This is a genomic window from Rhizobium sp. AN73 (assembly GCF_030757975.1).
GTDB lineage: Bacteria > Pseudomonadota > Alphaproteobacteria > Rhizobiales > Rhizobiaceae > Agrobacterium > Agrobacterium arsenijevicii.
In genome coordinates, this window is the sequence record NZ_JARWME010000002.1 from 2725919 (window position 1) to 2745625 (window position 19707).

Here is a 19707-nt window from a genome sequence, read left to right on the forward strand (position 1 = left end):
GGCAGCGAAATCGCAGCCGGTCCCAGGAAATTGCCCTTTTCCTCGACCCTTTAGCGACTTCTTTAAAGTGGCTGCAAGCCGGTCGGCAAATCACCACTGAGGCGTTTCATAATCCCGAAGCCGACGAAAATCAATATCGGCTGATTTCATCGGGTTTCTGCCTTTCCATTTTTATCTGAGGTGCGATAAGGCAGGGCATGGATAAAGAACGCTTCACCATTCTGCTTGGCGGCGATGTCACCGTTACCGATCGCCTGAAAGCGGCGGTTGCGGGTAGCCGTGTGATTGCGGCCGATGGCGGCATGCGCCATGCCGCACCGCTTGGCCTTTCGCCGGAGCTTTGGGTGGGGGATTTCGATTCCACCAATAAAGACCTGCTGGACACCTGGCCCGATGTGGAGCGGCAACCCTATCCCACCGCGAAGGCCGTGACCGATGGCGAAATCGCGGTGTCGGAGGCTCTTGCCCGCGGCGCGTGTTCGTTGGTGCTGGCCGGTGCGCTCGGTGGAGCGAGAAGCGACCACGCGCTTCAGCATCTTCTTTACGCGGTGGCGCTTGCCGAACGCGGTCTGGAGGTTACGCTGACCTCCGGTGAAGAGGAGGCCCGCCCGCTGCTCGCCGGCTCGTTTGATCTCGATCTGCCGCCCGCTTCGCTGTTTTCCGTTGCCGGGTTTACCGACCTTGCGGGGCTCGATATCGGCAATGTGCGTTATCCGCTTGAGGATTTCGCGCTTGCTTTCGGCTCTTCCCGCACTATTTCCAATGTCGCGAATGGCGGCCCTGTGCATTTTTCGCTGAAAAGCGGCAAAGCCATCGTCCTCGCCCGCCCTTATGATCTGACCGGAGCCTGACGCCTTGGCACCCCCAATTTTGAAACTCGATGACATCAAGCTGACCTTCGGCGTGACCCCGCTGCTCGACGGTGCCAATCTTCAGGTGGAGCCGGGCGACCGCATCTGCCTTGTCGGACGCAACGGTTCGGGCAAGTCGACCCTGATGAAGATTGCCGCCGGTTTGGTCGAGGCGCAGTCGGGCGAGGTTTTCCGTCATCCCTCCGCCACCATCCGTTATCTGGAACAGGCGCCGGATTTCGCCGATTACAACACCGTTCAGGCCTATGCCGAGGCGGGGCTTGGACCTGGCGATGATCCCTATCGTGTCACCTATCTTCTCGAGCATCTCGGCCTGACGGGACAGGAACATCCGGAAAGCCTTTCCGGCGGTGAAGCGCGGCGTGCGGCCCTTGCCCGTGTCATGGCGCCCGAACCCGATATTCTGATGCTTGACGAGCCGACCAACCATCTGGACCTGCCCACCATCGAATGGCTTGAAGGCGAATTGCAGCAGACGCGCAGTGCGCTGGTGCTGATTTCGCACGACAGGCGTTTTCTGGAGAAGGTTTCGACTTCGACCGTCTGGCTGGATCGCGGCCAGTCCCGCCGTCTCAACCGCGGTTTTGCGCATTTCGAGGAATGGCGCGACAAGGTGCTGGAAGAGGAAGAGCTGGAGCAGCACAAGCTCGGCAAGGCGATAGAGCGCGAAGAACACTGGATGCGTTACGGCGTGACGGCGAGACGCAAGCGCAACATGCGCCGCGTGGGTGAGCTTCAGGCCATGCGCGCGGACTATCGCGGTCACAAGGGACCGCAGGGCTCTGTGCAGGCGACGGCTGCGGAAGTGCGGGAATCCGGCAAGCTGGTTATCGAAGCCGATGCCATTACCAAGTCTTACGGTGAGCGCGTGATCATCGCACCGTTTTCGCTGAGGGTGCATCGCGGCGATTGCATTGGTCTCGTCGGGCCGAATGGTGCCGGCAAGACCACGCTTTTGAAGATGCTCACCGGCCAGCTTCAGCCCGATAGCGGCACGGTGAAGCTCGGCACCAATCTGGAGATCGCGACGCTCGACCAGAAGCGTGAGGATCTCAATCCGAACGATACGCTTGCGCATTATCTGACAGACGGGCGCGGCGACAATCTGCTGGTCAACGGCGAATTGAAGCATGTCACGGGTTACATGAAGGACTTCCTGTTCCAGCCGGAACAGGCCCGCACGCCGATCCGCAACCTCTCTGGTGGTGAGCGTGCTCGCCTTATTCTGGCACGTATTCTGGCGCGGCCGACCAACCTCTTGATCCTCGACGAGCCGACCAACGATCTTGACATCGAAACGCTCGATCTGTTGCAGGAAATCGTCGCTGGTTTTTCCGGCACGGTCATTCTGGTCAGCCACGACCGCGATTTTCTCGACCGTACCGTCACCTCCACCATTGCGCCCGCCAATCCGGACCAGCCGGACGGGCGCTGGATCGAATATGCCGGCGGCTATTCGGACATGATGGCGCAGCGCAAGGGCGCAGCCGAAGAAAAACGCAAGGCTGAGAAGCAGGAAAAGGCAAAGGCGGCATCTTCGGGCTCCGCATCGCAGGACCCTTTAAAAGCCAAAGGCAAGCTTTCCTTCAAGCAGAAATTCGCGCTCGAAAATCTTCCGAAGGAGATGGAAAAGGCGCAAGGCGAAATCGCCAAGCGCGAGGAGCGCATGGCTGATCCCAATCTTTTCACCAAGGATCCGGCTACCTTCAACACGCTGGCGAAGGAAATGACGAAGCTGCGTGAAAAGCTCGAGACCATGGAAGAGGAATGGCTGGAGCTGGAGATGCTGCGCGAGGAACTGGAAGGCTGAAGGTGAAGCGCGCTTTGTTGATTGACGCTTCATCCGCCTTTGACAGGGAGGCGGAATTGCCGTTTTCTATGCCGGTTCGGAGGAGTTCAGAAAATGCGCATGATCTTCGTTAACCTGCCCGTCAAGAATATCGAGACATCCAGAAATTTCTTCACGGCACTCGGTTTCAGCTTCAATCCGGAATATTCGGATGACCGCACGCTCTGCATGATCGTTGAAGAGAACATCTTCGTGATGCTGCTTCAGGAAGAGCGTTTTCGCGATTTCATCAATGGCGATATCGCTGATGCGACGCGCAGCACCGAGGTGCTGACCTGTCTGACGGCGGGAAGCCGCGAGGAAATCGACCGGATGATCGCGACGGCGCTTGCCTCCGGTGGCAGCAACTGGAAACCCGTGCAGGATCACGGCTTCATGTATGCCGGCAGCTTTCAGGATCCCGACGGTCATGTCTGGGAACTGGTCCATATGACGGCCCAGGCCTGACAGCGGCCATCTTGCCAATCAGAGACGGCGGGACTACATCATCATCATGATCTAACGGGGTGTCTTTTGTGCTTGCGTGCAAAAGGCTGAGAGGCTTGCCAACCCGAAGAACCTGATCCGGTTCATACCGGCGGAGGGATTAGACGGCTTCAAGGCAAGCGGCTATTTCCCTTATCGTTTTTGAGGAGGTACCCGTGCGACGTCGTCTTTTCCTGAATTCCCTCGTTGCCGCTTCGCTGTTTCTGCCCGCTCTTGCCGTTGCGCAGGACAGACAGGAACTGACCGTCTACACCTATGAAAGCTTCGTTTCCGAATGGGGTCCCGGCCCCAAGGTGAAGGAGGCCTTTGAAAAGGTCTGCGACTGCATGGTCAATTTCGTCGGCGTGGCCGATGGTGTGGCGCTGCTCAACCGTCTGAAGCTCGAGGGGGCCGGGTCCAAGGCGGATGTCGTGGTCGGTCTCGACACCAATCTTGTCGCGGAAGCGAAACAGACCGGTCTTTTCGACGCCAGCGGCATCGATGCATCGGCGGCCAAGGTGCCAGGCGGCTATAAGGACGATGTTTTCGTCCCTTATGATTACGGTCATTTCGCAGTGGTCTACGACACGCAGACGATAAAAAATCCGCCGACGAGCCTCAAGGATCTCGTCGAAGGCGATCCCTCACAGAAGATCGCCATTCAGGACCCACGCACTTCCACGCCGGGCCTTGGTCTGTTGCTGTGGGTGAAATCCGTTTATGGCGACAAGGCGCCGGAGGCCTGGGCGAAGCTCAGGAAGCGTATTCTCACCGTCACGCCGGGATGGTCGGAATCCTATGGCCTCTTCACCAAGGGCGAGGTGCCGATGGTGCTTTCCTACACCACGTCGCCGGCCTACCACATGGTCGCGGAAAAGACGGATCGTTATCAGGCGGCAGCTTTTTCCGAAGGGCATTATATCCAGATCGAGGTATCCGGCCTTCTGAAAAACGCGCCGCACAAAGAACTGGCGAAACAGTTCCTCGCTTTCACGCTGACATCAGGTTTTCAGGATGCCATTCCCGAAAACAACTGGATGATGCCGGTCGCGGCAACGTCGACGCCGTTGCCAGAGGCGTTTTCCAAACTCGTCGTGCCGCAGAAGACCTTCCTGATGGACCCGGAAGAGGTGGCGAAGAACCGCAAGGCCTGGATCGATGAATGGCTTGCGGCCATGAGCATGAACTGACGAAGAGGCACGCCCGCGCATGATGCTGCGTCGCGATTACAGGTGGTCGATCATTTTCGGAACGGCGGCCTTTGTCGCCATTTTCCTGTTCATGGCGCTTGCCGTTGCGGCTCTCCTGTCTTTCGATGCCGGCGCATCCGCTGCCGGCATCATGGATGCCTATACGCTGCGCATCCTGCGGTTCACGCTTTATCAGGCAACGCTTTCCACTGTTCTATCGATTGTTCTCGGCTTGCCGGTGGCGCTGGCACTCTCCCGGCAGCGAGACTTTCCGGGGCGGATCTGGATCATCAGGCTGATGGCGGTGCCGATGGGGCTGCCGGTCATCGTCGGTGCTTTCGGCATCATCACCATCTGGGGCAGACAGGGTATTTTGAACGCGGCTCTTGTTTTTGCCGGTGCGGATCAGCCTTTCAGTATTTATGGCCTTTCCGGCATTCTCATTGCCCATGTGTTTTTCAATCTGCCGCTCGCGGTGCGGTTGATGCTGGCCGGGCTGGAACGCATTCCGGGCGAATATTGGCGGATGGCCGCAAGCCTCGGCATGGGACCGGTCTCGGTTTTCCGCTTCATCGAATGGCCTGCCGTCTCGCGTCTCGTTCCCGGCATTGCCGGGCTTATCTTCATGCTGTGCGCCACCAGCTTCACGCTCGTTCTTCTGCTGGGCGGTGGGCCGGCGGCCACGACGCTGGAGGTGGCGATCTATCAGGCACTACGGTTCGATTTTGATCCGCAGCGGGCAATCGCGCTTTCGGTTCTGCAGATTGTTCTCACGGCAATACTGCTCGGCCTTCTTGCCTTTTTGCCTTCGCCTGAGGCGGAAATTGTGTCGCTTGGCCGTCCCGTTCGTCGTTTCGACGACAAAAGCGTCGGCGCCCGCCTATGGGACGGGGTTGCAATTATTTTTGCAATCCTGCTGATCGGCCTGCCGCTTGCCGCGATAACCATATCAGGCTTGAGGGCCGATCTGCCACGCCTCTTGTCCGCGCCGATCTTCCTGCGTGCTGCAGCGACCAGTCTCGCAATCGCGGCGCTCTCCGCAATCCTCGTCGTGTTCTGCTGCATGGCGATCATAAGTGCGCGCCAGGCCGTGGGTTCCAGACGGCGCGTGGCCCGGCCCTTGCGCTTCCTTTCCGCCACGCTCGGGGCGGGGTCGTCGCTGGTGCTGCTTGTGCCGCCCGTCGTGTTGGGAAGCGGCTGGTTCCTGTTGTTGCGGCCATTCGGTGATGTCAGCTTCTATGCTCCCGTTCTCGTGGCGCTCATCAATATGCTGATGGCGCTGCCGCTTGCCATGCGGGTGCTGGAGCCGGCCTTCACCAGTCACTTTTTGCGGACCGGTCGGCTCTCCGCCAGTCTCGGGCTTCAAGGGTTGACGCGGCTGCGGTTCGCCGATCTGCCGGTTCTGTGGCGGCCACTGCTCATGGCGTTTTCCTTCGCCATGGCCCTGTCGCTTGGCGATCTCGGGGCGGTTGCCCTGTTCGGATCGGAAAATTTCGTCACCTTGCCATGGCTGGTTTATAGCAATATGGGCAGCTATCGCACCAATGATGCCGCCGGATATGCTTTCCTTCTCGGTGTGGTCTGCCTGCTGCTTGCCGCAGGTGGCGTTTCACGGCAATCGCAATCCAGAGAAGCGAAATCAGCAAGGGCGAGCATATGACAGGCGATGATTTTGCAGTGGAACTGGACAAGGTCAGGCTGCGGCTTGGGACGCAGGATTTCGATCTTGATTGTACATTCCCGCAAGGCCAGATAACCGCCGTCGTCGGTGCATCCGGTTCGGGCAAGTCAACGCTCCTCAATCTCGTTGCCGGTTTCGAAGTGCCCGATTCCGGCCGAGTGGTGATCGGCGGACAGGATATGAAGGCGCTGGACCCTTCCGAAAGACCGGTCTCGTTGATCTTTCAGGACAACAATCTTTTTGCCCATCTCGATATCTTCACCAATGTCGCGCTTGGTGTCAGCCCCGGGCTGAAATTGCAGGCGGAAGACAGGCAAAGGATCGACATGGCGCTCACACGCGTGGGTCTTATCGGTTTTGGCAAACGTTTGCCGGGAACGCTTTCCGGCGGGGAAAGGCAAAGGGCGGCGCTGGCGCGTGCGCTGGTCAGGAAAAAACCGGTCATGTTGCTCGACGAGCCTTTCGCCGCGCTCGATCCGGGGCTGCGGGCGGGCATGACCTCCCTGCTTCTCGACTTGCATGCCGAAACAAAAAATACGGCGATTATTGTCACGCACCATCCCGACGACATAAAAAAGCTGGCGCAGCGGGTGGTTTTTCTTGATCGCGGCCGCGTTGTCTATGCCGGATCGACCGCAGATTTCTTCGCCACACAAAATGTGAAGGCGGTCGACAGTTTTCTGAACGGCTGATCGCCTTATTTTCGACGCGCCTCGCTGGCAATCGCTTTAGATAACTTCAATGGCGCTAATTTGCACTTGCCAGTTTCAAGTTGTTGCCCGAGAAAAGACGAGAATTATTGCGTTCTTCAGGAATATTCCGGACTTGATGGATCGTTTTTACCGTTTCGACATTCATGGCTCGTTGGGGCGAGATCTGTTATTCTGGTCTGCAATTAACGGATGATCAGGAACGTTAGGGGCAGGCATACAGAATGAGAAATAGCATGACTGCACAGTGGAGGCTCTTCTCCCGTTCAGGCCTTCGCCGTTCGGGCAGGATGGTTGCTGCCTGTTCCGTGCTGACGGCGACCGCTGTGTTCCTGTCGTCGTGCCAGTCTCTCTTCAGCCCGGCCTACCAGTCCACATTGCGTCCGTCGGACAATCCGCAGACCGTGGAAGAGGTGCAGAAGAACGATCCCCGCGCCCAGATGGGTGCGCGCGAGCATCCGCGCATCGTGGCGAGTTACGGTGGCGAATATCGCGATGCCAAGACGGAGCGGCTTGTCGCCCGCATCGCCGGCGCGCTGACGGCGGTGTCGGAAAATCCGCAGCAATCCTATCGCATCACCATCCTCAACTCGCCGGCTATCAACGCCTTTGCGCTGCCGGGCGGATATCTTTACGTGACACGCGGGCTTCTGGCGCTTGCCAATGACGCTTCGGAAGTGGCCGCCGTGCTTTCGCATGAGATGGGCCATGTCACTGCAAACCACGGTATCGAGCGCCAGCGTCGGGAGGAGGCGGAGGTGATTGCAAGCCGCGTGGTCGCCGAAGTGCTGTCGAGCGATCTCGCCGGCAAGCAGGCGCTTGCACGCGGCAAGCTGCGGCTCGCGGCGTTTTCGCGCCAGCAGGAATTGCAGGCGGACGTGATCGGTGTGCGTATGCTCGGCGAAGCCGGTTACGACCCTTACGCATCGCCGCGTTTTCTGGATTCCATGGCGGCCTATGCGCGGTTTTCCTCTGCCGATCCTGAGAACGACCAGAGCCTCGACTTCCTTTCCAGCCATCCCAATACACCGCAGCGCATCGAGCTCGCGCGCCGGCACGCCCGCGCCTTCGGCCAGGAAGGCCAGGTAGGGGATCGTGGTCGTGACTGGTTTCTGGATGGCATAGACGGCCTGCTTTACGGCGACAGCCCGCAGGAGGGTTATGTCCGGGGCCAGACGTTCCTGCACGGAACGCTCGGTATCCGCTTCGATGTGCCGGAAGGTTTCGTCATCGATAACAAGGTGGAGGCCGTTCTTGCGACGGGGCCGGGCGATGTGGCGATCCGTTTCGACGGCGTGGCCGATCCGAAGCAGACCACTCTTGCCAACTACCTGACCAGCGGCTGGGTTGCCGGTCTGATGCCGGAAACCGTGAAGGAAACGCAGATCAACGGCCTGGAGGCCGCGACGGCACGGGCAACGGCGGACAAATGGGATTTCGACGTGACCGTCATCCGTGTCGGGCAGCAGATATTCCGTTTCCTGACGGCGGTGCCGAAGGGTAACACGCAGCTCGATTCCATCGCCAACGTGCTGCGCACAAGCTTCCGCAAGATGACGCCGCAGGAGATCGGCTCCCTGAAGCCGCTGCGGGTGCGGGTGGTGACGGTCAAGCCCGGTGAAACCGTGGCGACGATTGCCGCACGGATGATGGGCACCGACCGCAAGCTCGACATGTTCCGCATGATGAATGCGATGAGCGCCACCGCCACGCTTCAGCCCGGCCAGCGGGTGAAGATCATTGCGGAATAATTTGGCGATCTCTCAGTTGCTGGTTTCCCGGCACAGATAAGCCTCAACGAGTGCGATCATTTCCCGTTTGATTTTGGGTGACTGCAATTCCCCGCGTCGGGCGGCGTTGTGAATGATGCCGTCGATGGCGTCGGACACGATCAGTGCCATAGTGCCGCTTTCCGCCCTTGAGCCGGGCGTCATATGGGCCGCAAGCGCTTTCGAATAAAGACCGAGGTATTCTTTTTCGAAAGCGCTGTTGGGATCGTTCATTCCCTCATGACTGGGTGCGTCATCCAGAAGGACCTTGTGGAGGCCGGGATGGATGCTGTGGACCGCAATCATGCCGGTTACGAGTTCTTCCACGAATTGCGGGAGGGCGTTCCGCTGCTCGGCCATTCTTTTCATGACGGTCAGACAGTCCTCGAGGTGGCGATGGCGCACCGCCTCCACAATCGAAATCTTGTCAGGGAAGTACTGGTACAACGAACCGATGCTGACGCCGGCGGTTTCTGCGACCCTGTTGGTGGTGAAACCCGCCCAGCCATGATCGCTCAAAATGCGAGCCGCCGCGTGGATGACGGCATCGACCGTGGCCTTCGAACGCTCCTGACGCGGCTCTTTGCGCATCGTGGTCTTGCGTTTGGCAATGCGAGTAGACAAGGCAGCCTCCGTGACGAAAATATAAACATAGTGCTCACATTTTCCGGATGTAAAGGATATTGCCGTGAAAGATTTGCTCAGGAGTTTGCTCGGCTATCACGCATGGGCGAACAGGGATTTGTTCGAGAAGCTGCAACAACTCGATCCCGGCCAAAACGCATCCGAACGGCATACCGCAATTCGGCTCATCAATCACTACTACGTGGTCGCAAGGATTTTTTTCGGGCCATCTCACCGGAACGGCGCACGGCTTTCTCTCCGACAATACCGAGGCAACGCCGCAGCTGGATGATCTTGCGAAGGAGGTCGCGGCTCTGGATGGCTGGTATCTCGACTACATCGAGAAAACATCGCCGGAATCGCTTGGCGACTTTGTCGCTTTCACCTTTACGGACGGTGACAAAGGTTACATGTCCCGGGCCGAAATGATCTCACACATGGTCCTGCATGCCGGTATTCATCGAGGAGAGGTCGCGCGTATCTTGAGCCAGCTCTCCATCACGCCGCCCTGGGATACTTTTGCCGTGTTTCTGCACGGGACGCAGCCGCAACGGCGTTTGCAAGGCCTGTAATGCAAAAGCCACCCGCCCCGGTGCGGGGCAGGTGGCTTCCATAAAGGCGTGGCTTCAGGATTTTATTGCCAGTCGCGGACGTCGACGAAATGGCCGGCGATTGCCGCCGCCGCCGCCATGGCAGGGGAGACGAGGTGGGTGCGGCTCTTGTAGCCCTGACGACCCTCGAAATTGCGGTTCGAGGTGGAGGCGCAGCGTTCGCCGGGCTTCAGGCGGTCGTCATTCATGGCAAGGCACATGGAGCAGCCCGGTTCGCGCCATTCGAAACCGGCTTCGAGGAAAATCTTGTCCAGGCCTTCCTTTTCCGCCTGTTCCTTCACGAGACCGGAGCCGGGCACGATCATGGCCGAGACGGTGGGCGCGACCTTGTGGCCGTCGACGATCTTTGCGGCTGCGCGCAGATCCTCGATGCGGCCATTGGTGCAGGAGCCGATGAAGACGCGGTCGATAGCGATATCGGTGATGCGCGTGCCGGGTTGCAGGCCCATGTAATCCAGCGCACGCCATTTGGAAGTGCGCTTGTTTTCTTCTTCGATGTCGTCAGGATTGGGAACGATGCCCTCAACGGAGGTCACGTCTTCAGGCGACGAGCCCCAGGAGACGATGGGCGGCAGATTGGCCGCGTCCAGCACCACGACCTTGTCGTAATGCGCGCCTTCGTCGGATTTCAGCGTCTTCCAGTAGGCGATGGCCTGCTCCAGCGTCTCGCCCTTCGGCGCGCGCGGCTTGTCCTTGATGTATTCGAAAGTGGTCTCATCGGGCGCGACCAGACCGGCGCGGGCGCCGCCCTCGATGGTCATGTTGCAGACCGTCATGCGACCTTCCATGGAGAGCGAACGGATCGCCTCGCCTGCAAATTCGATCACATGGCCGGTGCCGCCTGCCGTGCCGATCTCACCGATAATGGCGAGAATGATGTCTTTGGCGGTAACGCCTTCCGGTACCTTGCCATCGACACGCACCAGCATGTTTTTGGCCTTTTTCTGGATCAGCGTCTGGGTCGCCAGCACATGCTCGACTTCCGAAGTGCCGATGCCGTGTGCGAGTGCGCCGAAAGCACCATGGGTGGAGGTGTGGCTGTCGCCGCAAACGATCGTCATGCCGGGCAGGGTGAAACCCTGTTCCGGGCCGACGATGTGGACGATGCCCTGCCGCTTGTCGCGCTCGGAATAATATTCGACACCGAAATCCTTGGCATTTTGCGCCAAAGCTTCCACCTGAATGCGGCTTTCCTCGTTCTTGATGCCTTCCAGCCGGTCGGCGGTGGTCGGAACGTTATGATCGACCACGGCGAGCGTGCGGGTGGGCGAATGAACCGGTCGGCCGGCCAGACGCAGGCCTTCGAAGGCCTGCGGGCTCGTCACCTCATGGACCAGGTGACGGTCGATATAGAGAAGACAGGTTCCGTCCGGGTCACGATTGACGACGTGGTCGTCCCAGATCTTGTCATACAGGGTGCGGGGTGCGCTCATGGCTCTGTGCCTTGTCATGGAAAAGGGTAAATCAGGGTTCAGCAGGCGGTGGACAGCGGGTGCTGTCAGGCGAGCCTAAGTCGGCTGTTGAGCGCCCCGGAAATACGCGCAAAAAAACGTGCCGGCAGACGCTTGTGGTCCTGCAGCACATAAACATTCTGCGCGAGACATCCGAATTTAGATCCCATGACGGTCTTCATAGCAGATTGCCGGTTTCGCGGCAATATGAATGCGTGCCGCCGGTGAGGCCGTTTCCAAGACCTCGTTATATGCGACGCAACATTGGCTTTAGGTAGAAAAAGCCCGATTCTCTGAAGTTACGCCCTTGGCTATGACGCGCCGCAACTTGCGTATTTTGCGCTGCACATATAGATGGGTCCCCTTATCATTTGCATTTCGACGAGCAATCGAAGGGAGGGAAAAGCACATGGTATCGGAAAAATCCCTTATCTCGAAGATCACCTGGCGGCTGATGCCGTTTCTTGGCCTTCTCTATCTCATCGCCTATATCGACCGGCAGAATGTCAGCTATGCCAAGCTGCAGATGGTCGATGCGCTCAGCCTCAGCGAATATGCCTACGGTCTAGGCGCATCGCTGTTCTTTATCGGCTATTTCCTCTTTGAGGTTCCGAGCAACCTGTTCCTCAACCGTTTCGGCGCCAGTAAGTGGTTCGCCCGCATTCTGGTTTCCTGGGGTGCGGTCACCATTGCGCTCGCCTATACGCAGAACGCGACGATGTTCTACATCCTGCGCTTCCTGCTCGGGCTTTGCGAGGCCGGTTTCTTCCCCGGCGTGCTGTTCCTGATGACGCTCTGGTTCCCGCGCGATTACCGCGGCCGTATGATCGGCCTGTTCATGATCTTCAGCGCACTCGCCAATGCGGTCGGTGCGCCGCTTGGCGGCATGCTGCTCGATCTCGATGGTTTCCTCGGTTATGCCGGATGGGAATGGGTGTTCCTGGCGACGGGCATTCCCGCCGTAATCGCTGGCATCGTCACTTTCTTTTATCTTGATGATACGCCGGAAAAGGCAAAGTTCCTGACGCAGGCTGAAAAGGACTGGCTGAAGAACCGGCTGGCCGAAGAAAACAAGGGTATGGAAGAGCATGCGGAGGACGGCTTCAAGGCGCTGATCAATCCGCGCGTGCTGTTCATGGCGCTTTGTTATGTCGGTTTTCCGTTGGCAGCCTATGGTCTCAGCTACTGGCTTCCGACAATCGTCAAGGGCTTCGGCGTTTCCAACACCACCAATGGCTTCATTAACATTATCCCCTGGGTGGTCGTCGCTATCGCGCTTTTCGTCGTGCCTTCGGCGGCCGACAAGGCGAAGAACAAGACGCCCTATATCGTCGTCCCCGCCTTCGTTGGTGCATTTTGCCTGCTGATGTCGGCGCTGCTCAGCGATCCGGTTCTGCAGTTCGCCTTCCTCTGCATCGCAGCTGCGGGCATTTTTGCCGGCCAGCCGGTGTTCTGGAGCTTGCCCGGCCGCTTCCTCAAGGGGGCAGGCGCTGCTGCCGGTATCGCCGCCATCAATTCCGTCGGCAATCTGGGTGGGTTCGTGGCGCAGAATGTGGTGCCGTGGATCAAGGATCAGACCGGCAGCACGATCGCGCCGATGTTCTTCCTTGCTTTCTGCCTGGCGCTTGCCGGGGTGCTGGTCATTATCGCAACGCGCAGAATGGGTAATCAGGTCAAGGTCGCCTGACTTTGGAAGATAGCGACGGCTGACACGATTGCCGACCGTCGCACCTGTAAAAAATCGTGGCCCGGATGTTTCCGGGCCACGATCATTTTAAGCGGCAAATAATGAAATTCTCTTCGAGAGAATTACGCGGTGAACCAATCGCTACCGGTCAGGTGAACACCGGAGAGAACGATCTTTTCGCCCTTGTGCTCGCCAGTGACGTTGTAGCTGAGGATGGTGTCGTTATCGATCGTCGATACCGCCCAGTTATCGATCACCGTGCCGACCAGCTTGAGCTTGTCCATGGCGGCGTTGAAGCCTTCGATGGTGTCTGTGGCAATGCTCTTCGCCATGTCGCCCAGATTGAAGACGAAGGTATCGGCGCCACCGCTTGCAATGATGTGGTCGATGCCCTTGCCGCCGGTTACCAGCGACGAAGCGAGCTTTACACCGCTCAGGTCGATCGTATCGTTGCCTGCGCCTGCGTCGATCTTGACGGAGGTGAAGCTGCCATCGGTGATGCCTGCACCGCCATTCACAGCGCCGGTGTTGGCAGCAAGACCGCCCGTGCCCGCGGCCGACGCGTCATTGAATGCAGCGCCAGCTTTTACGATGATCGTGTCGTTGCCTGCGCCGGTGTCGATGTTGAAATTGTTTACCCAGGTCTTTTCGTTGGAAACGACAGATACGGTAACCGTGTCGTTGCCTGCGCCGGTCGTGATGTTACCACGCTTGGCATTGAGAACTTCAACGCTGGACGAACCGGTGCCGCCGAGGTGAACGTCCACCTGAACGAAATCCTTGAACGTCAGGTTTTCAGAGGTGTCGGACTGGGCGAGAGCATTCTTCACCGAATTCCATGCCGACGATACGTCAAATTTGAAGCCGTTCGAGGCGGCGTCATAACCAACATCAACCGTGCCGCCCGCGCCGGTGCCGGCAACCGCAACAGCGCCGACGCTGACAACGCCGGAGTCGATCGAAGAACCGTTTTTGACCTGTGCCGTCGATTCCGTGAGGAGCTTGTAAGCTTCCTGATCGATCAGGCTGGTGAGCGACGAAACCGAAGCGGCACCGCCATTACCAAAAGTTACTTTTAACGCCATTTTACTCTCCTATAAATTTTTGAGAATTCGATGAATCGAAATTAAATTTATACTAAATATTACGGGTGATATTTAATACATAAAACATGATAATACAATATAAGAAATTGTCTTTTTGAGGAAATCGCGTCTTTGGTGTATTTCAAGATTTTCTCTCAAAAAATCATGTAGTTGAAATCATTCACTCCTGCAGGAATGTCTTTTTAAGCCTGTCCTGAAATGGTTTTACAAAATAGGAAAGAACACTTCTTTCGGTTGTCTGTATGAAGACTTCGGCTGGCATGCCGGGATACAACCGCCCGCCAGGCAAATGCTCCATTCCAGTTTTGCTTGGCTTGATGCGCAGCGCATAAAATGATGACCCGGTTCGGGAATCTGTCTGCAAGTCGGGAGCGACGACCGCGACTTCAGCGCTCACATCCGGCGTCGTGCTCTGATTGAAAGCCGTGAACCGAATGGTCACCGGCTGCCCGACGTAAATCTGGTCTATGTCACGGGGAAGGACATTGGCGTCGATTGCAAGATCTTCCTTTGCCGGCACCACCAGCATAAGCACTTCGCCCGGCTGGATGACGCCGTTTATATTGTGCACCGACAGCTGGTAGATGCGCCCCGCTATCGGCGAGCGAATATCGAGGCGATCCAGCTGGTCGCGTGTTGCCGCAAGCCGTTCTTCGTATTCCGCGACCGTCGCTTCGATTGAGGTCAAATCCTTGGTGACTTCGGATTTGCGGTCCTCGTCAAGCTGAAGCGATTGCAAGTCCATTTCGCTGAGCTTACCCACCGTCTGTGCACGCGAGGCCATATATTGGCCCTGCTGGCCTTCGAGATTGGAAAGCTGCCGCTTGAGAAGATTGAGGCGCTGAAGCGTTACGAGCCCCTTTGCGTAGAGTTCCTGCGTTTTGGAAACGTCTTCCCTCACAATAGTCAGCTCATTGTTGGTCGCCTCAATCTGGACGTCCATGCCATGCGCCTCGTCGGCGAGCTGATCCTTGCGCGTTGCCAATTGCTTTTTCATGCCGATCAGCGCGCTGCGGCGGCTGTTGAAAAGGTTCTGCTCACTGTCGATGAAGGTTTTGGCAGCCTTGGAATTGGTCAAGGTGGCCAGATCTTCCGGCGTCGTGAAAGAGGGCGCATCGGAAATTTCGGCACGCAGACGCGCACGGCGCGCATAGAGCTGCGCAAGCGTATTCTCAACGATGGACAGGTTTGCCTGAACGATCGTGCCGCTCAGCCGCAGCAAAACCTGACCGGCCTCCACCGTGTCGCCTTCGGCAACATCGATCTCGCTGACGATACCGCCGGAAAGGTGCTGGATCTTTTTGGAGTTACCTTCGACAACAACCCGGCCCGTGGCGACGACCGCGCCGGAGAGTTTCGCCAGAGCTGCCCAGCCGCCCAACCCGAAAAGAAGGCCGGCGGCAAGAACGATCACGGCGGTTGAGTGTTTGACGATAGATGTTTTCGTCACGCCGGTTTTTTCTCCCTCAGCCATTTTCACCCACCCGGCTTTCCAGCTTGCGTACATCTTCTTCTGTTTCGGGTACCTGGCGGATGTTCTGTCGCAGGATCTGCGCAAGCACCTCTTCCTTGGTGCCAAAGCGAAGCATGCGGCCGTTGCTCATCACCATCACGAGATTGACGCTTTCGATGGCGCTCGGACGATGGGCAATGACGACGACGATGCCGCCGCGCGCCCTGATGTCGCCAATGGCGTTGCGCAGGGCTGCCTCGCCTTCGCCGTCCAGATTGGAGTTCGGTTCATCGAGAATGACGAAGAACGGCTCCCCGAAAAGCGCCCGCGCAAGGCCGATGCGCTGTTTTTGCCCGCCTGACAATGCCTCTCCACGGTCACCGATGTAGGTGTCGTAACCGTTGGGCAGGTTGAGGATCAGATCATGAACCTGAGCGGCCTTGGCTGCGGCAATGATGGCTTCCGCCGTCGCATCGCGGTCGAAGCGTGCGATATTCTGCGCGACTGTGCCCGGCATCAGCTCCACCTGCTGGGGCATGTAACCGATGGATTTACCGAGAACGTCGAAATCCCACTGGTTTAGTGCTGCCCCATCGAAGCGCACGGAACCGCGCTCATATGGCCAGATACCGGTTATCAAACGCGCCAGTGTGGATTTACCGGAGGCGCTGGGGCCAATGATCCCAAGACCATCGCCCGCATTCAATGTGAAGGAAATATCGGCGACGGTATCGCGCGCGCCATTGGGAGGACCGCCGGTCACACGATCAACAGCCACGGTATATTTCGGTGAGGGCAGGGAGAGCGGCTGCGTTGGTTCCGGCACGAGTTCGAGAAACTCGTTGATACGCTTCCAGCCCTGTCTCGCGGTCATGAAGCTGCGCCAGTTTGCAATCGCATGTTCGACAGGGCCTAGCGCCTTTGCCGAGAGGATCGAGCCTGCAATAATGCTACCCGCTGACGCGTGCCCCTCGATAACCAGCAGGGCGCCGATTGCCATCACGCCTGACTGCAACAACAGGCGGAATGTTCGGGAAATTGCGGCGAGCATGCCCGCCGTGTCCGATGTTGACAGAGTGACGGCGCGATATTTGGAGTGCAGCTCATCCCACATGGATGTCACCGCGTTCATCATGCCCATGGTCTTGATGGATTCGATATTGCGCTGACTGCTGCCAACGAGCGCGTTTCTCTGTCCGCGCACGGTATAGGCCTGCTTGGTCGCCCTTTCTGTCAGCCAGTTGGTTATGAGCGTCAGCACGACAAGGACCAGTGCACCACCAAGCACGGCAAAGCCGATCCAGGGATGCAAGGCGAAACAGATCAGCAGATAAATGGGCAACCAGGGAATATCAAAGAAAGCTGCAGGCCCCGGCCCGGACAGGAACTGGCGTATCTGATCGAGATCGCCGACGATCTGCAGTCCATCCACTTTGCCATAGGTGGCAAGCGGCGCGCTGATTGATGCCCTGAAGAGTTTCTGATTGAGCGCGTCGTCCATATTGTCGGAGATACGCGCCAATATCCGGCCGCGCAGAGCGTCGAACCCCACCAGAAAGGCGTAGAGAATAACCAGCAGAAGAACCAGAGCGACAAGAGAAGGAATACTCTTGCTCGGCAGAATCCGGTCATAAACCTCCAGCATGAAAAGTGAGCCGGAAAGGTTGAGAATATTCATGAGTGCGCTGGCAAGGCCGACAGCAAAGAAAGCGCGCTTATTTTTTGCTAAAAAAGAATTAAAAAAAAACATATCAACACCTAAAACTGCGCGAAAATTGCACAATAAGTGAAACTAGGCAATGCTATTCGAGAATGTTCTAAATAAATTGGGCAAAGAGATAAGTAGCAATACGACTTTGATCTTGATCTGTCGATATGGAGACGGGGTCGAAGGGTAGACGAGAGGTAATGCCGTCCACCTGATTGTTATGGCGCGTTGGCGCAATAAAAAAGGCGGTCCGAAGACCGCCTTTTCCGTAGATCCATCGAAATGGAAATCTTATTCCGCTGCGGTTTCAGCAGCCTTTGCTGCTTCTTCCGCTGCCTTGGCTTCTGCGGCTTCGGCTGCTGCCTTTTCGGCGGCGAGAGCCTGTGCTGCTGCTACCTTTTCAGCTTCCAGACGTGCCTTTTCTTCGACGATTGCCTGGCGCTCGGACTCGTTCAGCTTGCGGGCGCGCGTACCGGTGTTTTCAACGATACGGGCAGCCTTGCCGCGACGGTCGCGCAGGTAGTAGAGCTTCGCGCGGCGAACCTTACCACGGCGAACGATTTCAACGCCTTCGACCAGCGGGGAGTAGATCGGGAATACGCGCTCGACGCCTTCGCCGTAGGAGATCTTGCGAACGGTGAAGCTTTCGGACAGGCCACCGCCGGAACGGGCAATGCAAACGCCTTCGTAAGCCTGAACGCGGGTACGGTTACCTTCGGTAACGCGAACGTTGACGCGCAGCGTGTCGCCCGGAGAAAACTCAGGCAGGGTGCGCTTTGCTTCGATCTTGGCAGCCTGTTCGGCTTCCAGCTGCTGAATGATATTGGTCATGTTAACCTCTGATTTCTTCTGAAACAGCCAGAGCGCTCAACGTTCGTCTGTCGGTCAATGCCTTCAGACCATGCCTTGCGGCAGGAGCGGGTTCGCCATTCTTTGCTTGCGGTTAAAGGGGAAAACCCCAATTCCACGCGGGCACATACACGAGGTAGCGCCGTTTGTCATCCCTTTCATGACAATATTTTGTCAATTAGGCGGGACGTCCCTGCTGTTGCGCAGGTGCATTTCCCCGGTTATGGCATGAAAACCTTGGGAGGGGCCATGTCTGTATTTATCATTCTGATGCTGTTTGCGACCGGTTTTCTGTCGGGCGTGGTCAATGCGATTGCCGGGGGCGGCACCTTCCTGACCTTCGGGGCGATGACGCTTGCCGGCCTGCCGCCCATTGTCGCCAATGCCACTTCGGCGATCGTGCAGTTCCCGGGCTACGTTACTTCCGTGATCGCCTACGGGCCGGAAATCCGCGCCCACTGGCGCGAGGCGATACTCCTGTCGGCCGTCTCCATCGTTGGTGGGCTGGCGGGGTCGCTTTTGCTGTTGTCACTCGACAACCCCTCCTTCCGCCAGCTCGTGCCGTGGCTGCTTCTTGCCGCAACCGCCGTTTTCGCCGCTGGCCCGTGGCTGCGGCCGAAGGCAAGTACCGAGCGTTCGCCCGGTAATCTTCCGAGCCTTGTCTTTCAGGGGCTTGCATCCATCTATGGCGGTTTTTTCGGGGCTGGCATGGGTATCATGATGCTGGCCATCCTCGGGATAACCTCGGGCGGCAGCTATCATCATCTGAATGCGCTGAAGAACCTGTTGTCGGTGGTAATCGCCGTCATCGCCATTACGATCTTCGTCAGCGGCGGTGTCGTTTCCTGGTGGGCCGCTCTCATCATGTTCCCGGCGGCCGCACTTGGCGGATATGTGGGTGTGCACACGGCAAGGCGGGTGCCGCAATGGATCATCCGCTGGCTGGTGATTGCGGTCGGACTGGTATTGACGGCCTATTATTTCGCCTCGACCTGAGCCTTGGCCTTTTCCAGCAGGTCGGGCCGTCTTTCCTTCGTCAGCGCCCGCGCCTGCTCGTGCCGCCACTTGTCGATAACGGCGTGGTTGCCCGAGGTGAGAACGGCGGGAATGTCACGGCCCTCCCAGACCTGTGGGCGGGTATAATGCGGGTGCTCCAGCAGCCCACCCTCGAAGCTCTCATGAACGCCGGAAAGATCGTTGCCCATGACGCCTGGCAGAATGCGCACAATGGCGTCCAGAAGCGTCAGGGCCGCCGGCTCGCCGCCGGAGAGGATATAGTCGCCGATCGACACCTCCTCCAGCCCGCGCGCATCGATGACCCGCTGGTCGACGCCTTCGAAGCGGCCACACACGATGATCGCGCCGTCGCCTGCCGCCAGTTCGCGCACACGGTCCTGCGACAATGGTTTGCCGCGCGGGCTCATCAAGAGACGCGGTCGCGTATCCCCGTCTGAAACATGGTCGATGGCCGCGGCCAGAATGTCGGGTTTCAGCACCATGCCGGCGCCACCGCCTGCCGGCGTGTCATCGACGCTTCTGTGCCTGTCGGTGGCGAATTCGCGGATCTGCACGGCCTCAAGCGACCATTGCTCGCGTTCCAGCGCCTTGCCCGCCAGCGAATATTGGAGATGCCCCGGAAACATTTCCGGGTAGAGCGTCAGAACGGTAGCCTTGAACGTCAT

Annotated in this window: 16 protein-coding genes, 1 pseudogene and 2 riboswitches; of the genes and pseudogenes, 10 read left to right on the plus strand and 7 right to left on the minus strand. The window is 58.1% G+C overall.

The genetic code is table 11. The features are described from left to right. Nucleotides 1-30 precede the first annotated feature (30 nt). A riboswitch (SAM riboswitch) is annotated at nt 31-107 on the minus strand. Between the two features lie 90 nt (nt 108-197). From RBH10_RS23225 to RBH10_RS23255, 7 genes are all read left to right on the plus strand, one after another. Further along, the gene (locus RBH10_RS23225; protein WP_281038280.1) at nt 198-851 is read left to right on the plus strand and encodes a thiamine diphosphokinase; all 654 of its coding nucleotides are present in this window, start codon (nt 198-200) and stop codon (nt 849-851) included. Nucleotides 852-855: 4 nt separating this feature from the next. Next, entirely contained in the window at nt 856-2682 is a 1827-nt protein-coding gene (locus RBH10_RS23230) for an ABC-F family ATP-binding cassette domain-containing protein (RefSeq protein ID WP_281038279.1), read from the plus strand. A gap of 93 nt (nt 2683-2775) precedes the next feature. Next, nucleotides 2776-3168, plus strand: coding sequence for a VOC family protein (locus RBH10_RS23235; RefSeq protein WP_281038278.1), 393 nt, complete (start codon nt 2776-2778; stop codon nt 3166-3168). A 45-nt stretch (nt 3169-3213) separates the two neighbouring features. After that, nucleotides 3214-3324, plus strand: a riboswitch (TPP riboswitch). A 38-nt stretch (nt 3325-3362) separates the two neighbouring features. After that, a complete protein-coding gene (gene thiB, locus RBH10_RS23240) occupies nt 3363-4376 on the plus strand; it encodes a thiamine ABC transporter substrate binding subunit (protein ID WP_281038277.1) in 1014 nt (337 codons plus the stop codon). A 19-nt stretch (nt 4377-4395) separates the two neighbouring features. After that, a complete protein-coding gene (gene thiP, locus RBH10_RS23245) occupies nt 4396-6036 on the plus strand; it encodes a thiamine/thiamine pyrophosphate ABC transporter permease ThiP (RefSeq protein ID WP_281038276.1) in 1641 nt (546 codons plus the stop codon). Next, entirely contained in the window at nt 6033-6749 is a 717-nt protein-coding gene (locus tag RBH10_RS23250; protein ID WP_281038275.1) for a thiamine ABC transporter ATP-binding protein, read from the plus strand. The genes thiP and RBH10_RS23250 overlap by 4 nt, the downstream gene beginning before the upstream one ends. 308 nt (nt 6750-7057) lie before the next feature. Continuing rightward, the gene (locus RBH10_RS23255) at nt 7058-8518 is read left to right on the plus strand and encodes a M48 family metalloprotease (RefSeq protein ID WP_045020559.1); all 1461 of its coding nucleotides are present in this window, start codon (nt 7058-7060) and stop codon (nt 8516-8518) included. Between the two features lie 12 nt (nt 8519-8530). Here the strand turns inward: RBH10_RS23255 and RBH10_RS23260 are convergent, their stop codons facing one another. Beyond that, on the minus strand, nt 8531-9127 hold the full coding sequence (locus tag RBH10_RS23260) for a TetR/AcrR family transcriptional regulator (RefSeq protein WP_281038390.1): 597 nt from the start codon (nt 9125-9127) through the stop codon (nt 8531-8533). Between the two features lie 97 nt (nt 9128-9224). Between RBH10_RS23260 and RBH10_RS23265 the strand changes: the two are divergent. Beyond that, nucleotides 9225-9732: pseudogene (locus RBH10_RS23265) on the plus strand (DinB family protein). 62 nt (nt 9733-9794) lie between these two features. Here RBH10_RS23265 and leuC read toward each other — a convergent pair. Further along, entirely contained in the window at nt 9795-11204 is a 1410-nt protein-coding gene (gene leuC / locus RBH10_RS23270; protein WP_281038273.1) for a 3-isopropylmalate dehydratase large subunit, read from the minus strand. Between the two features lie 427 nt (nt 11205-11631). Here leuC and RBH10_RS23275 point away from each other — a divergent pair, with 427 nt between their 5' ends. After that, nucleotides 11632-12909 (plus strand): MFS transporter, encoded by a 1278-nt coding sequence (locus RBH10_RS23275; protein WP_281038272.1) that lies wholly within the window; start codon nt 11632-11634, stop codon nt 12907-12909. 122 nt (nt 12910-13031) lie between these two features. On the opposite strand, the gene RBH10_RS23280 is transcribed toward RBH10_RS23275, so the two are convergent. The 4 genes from RBH10_RS23280 to rplS all read right to left on the minus strand — a co-directional run bounded on the left by RBH10_RS23280 (nt 13032) and on the right by rplS (nt 18007). Next, nucleotides 13032-13994, minus strand: a complete 963-nt coding sequence (locus RBH10_RS23280) for a rhizobiocin (protein ID WP_281038271.1) — start codon at nt 13992-13994, stop codon at nt 13032-13034. A gap of 181 nt (nt 13995-14175) precedes the next feature. Beyond that, nucleotides 14176-15489, minus strand: a complete 1314-nt coding sequence (locus RBH10_RS23285; protein WP_281038270.1) for an HlyD family type I secretion periplasmic adaptor subunit — start codon at nt 15487-15489, stop codon at nt 14176-14178. Continuing rightward, complete coding sequence (locus tag RBH10_RS23290) at nt 15482-17146, minus strand: type I secretion system permease/ATPase (RefSeq protein ID WP_281038269.1); 1665 nt, start codon at nt 17144-17146, stop codon at nt 15482-15484. The genes RBH10_RS23285 and RBH10_RS23290 overlap by 8 nt, the downstream gene beginning before the upstream one ends. Before the next feature lie 321 nt (nt 17147-17467). After that, nucleotides 17468-18007 (minus strand): 50S ribosomal protein L19, encoded by a 540-nt coding sequence (rplS, locus tag RBH10_RS23295; protein WP_045020220.1) that lies wholly within the window; start codon nt 18005-18007, stop codon nt 17468-17470. A gap of 267 nt (nt 18008-18274) precedes the next feature. Between rplS and RBH10_RS23300 the strand changes: the two genes are divergently transcribed. Then, nucleotides 18275-19021: a sulfite exporter TauE/SafE family protein gene (locus RBH10_RS23300; protein WP_045020218.1), complete on the plus strand. Its 747-nt coding sequence runs from the start codon at nt 18275-18277 to the stop codon at nt 19019-19021. Here the strand turns inward: RBH10_RS23300 and trmD are convergent. After that, entirely contained in the window at nt 19003-19707 is a 705-nt protein-coding gene (gene trmD / locus RBH10_RS23305) for a tRNA (guanosine(37)-N1)-methyltransferase TrmD (RefSeq protein ID WP_281038268.1), read from the minus strand. The genes RBH10_RS23300 and trmD overlap by 19 nt on opposite strands.

Bases quoted from the DNA above. Each gene is read 5' to 3' on its own strand.
- RBH10_RS23225 (WP_281038280.1), top strand. From the start codon at position 198: ATGGATAAAGAACGCTTCACCATTCTGCTTGGCGGCGATGTCACCGTT.
- RBH10_RS23235 (WP_281038278.1), top strand. From the start codon at position 2,776: ATGCGCATGATCTTCGTTAACCTGCCCGTCAAGAATATCGAGACATCC.
- thiP (WP_281038276.1), top strand. From the start codon at position 4,396: ATGATGCTGCGTCGCGATTACAGGTGGTCGATCATTTTCGGAACGGCG.
- RBH10_RS23250 (WP_281038275.1), top strand. From the start codon at position 6,033: ATGACAGGCGATGATTTTGCAGTGGAACTGGACAAGGTCAGGCTGCGG.
- RBH10_RS23255 (WP_045020559.1), top strand. From the start codon at position 7,058: ATGGTTGCTGCCTGTTCCGTGCTGACGGCGACCGCTGTGTTCCTGTCG.
- RBH10_RS23260 (WP_281038390.1), bottom strand. From the start codon at position 9,127: ATGCGCAAAGAGCCGCGTCAGGAGCGTTCGAAGGCCACGGTCGATGCC.
- leuC (WP_281038273.1), bottom strand. From the start codon at position 11,204: ATGAGCGCACCCCGCACCCTGTATGACAAGATCTGGGACGACCACGTC.
- RBH10_RS23275 (WP_281038272.1), top strand. From the start codon at position 11,632: ATGGTATCGGAAAAATCCCTTATCTCGAAGATCACCTGGCGGCTGATG.
- RBH10_RS23280 (WP_281038271.1), bottom strand. From the start codon at position 13,994: ATGGCGTTAAAAGTAACTTTTGGTAATGGCGGTGCCGCTTCGGTTTCG.
- RBH10_RS23285 (WP_281038270.1), bottom strand. From the start codon at position 15,489: ATGGCTGAGGGAGAAAAAACCGGCGTGACGAAAACATCTATCGTCAAA.
- RBH10_RS23290 (WP_281038269.1), bottom strand. From the start codon at position 17,146: ATGAATATTCTCAACCTTTCCGGCTCACTTTTCATGCTGGAGGTTTAT.
- rplS (WP_045020220.1), bottom strand. From the start codon at position 18,007: ATGACCAATATCATTCAGCAGCTGGAAGCCGAACAGGCTGCCAAGATC.
- RBH10_RS23300 (WP_045020218.1), top strand. From the start codon at position 18,275: ATGTCTGTATTTATCATTCTGATGCTGTTTGCGACCGGTTTTCTGTCG.
- trmD (WP_281038268.1), bottom strand. From the start codon at position 19,707: ATGACGTTCAAGGCTACCGTTCTGACGCTCTACCCGGAAATGTTTCCG.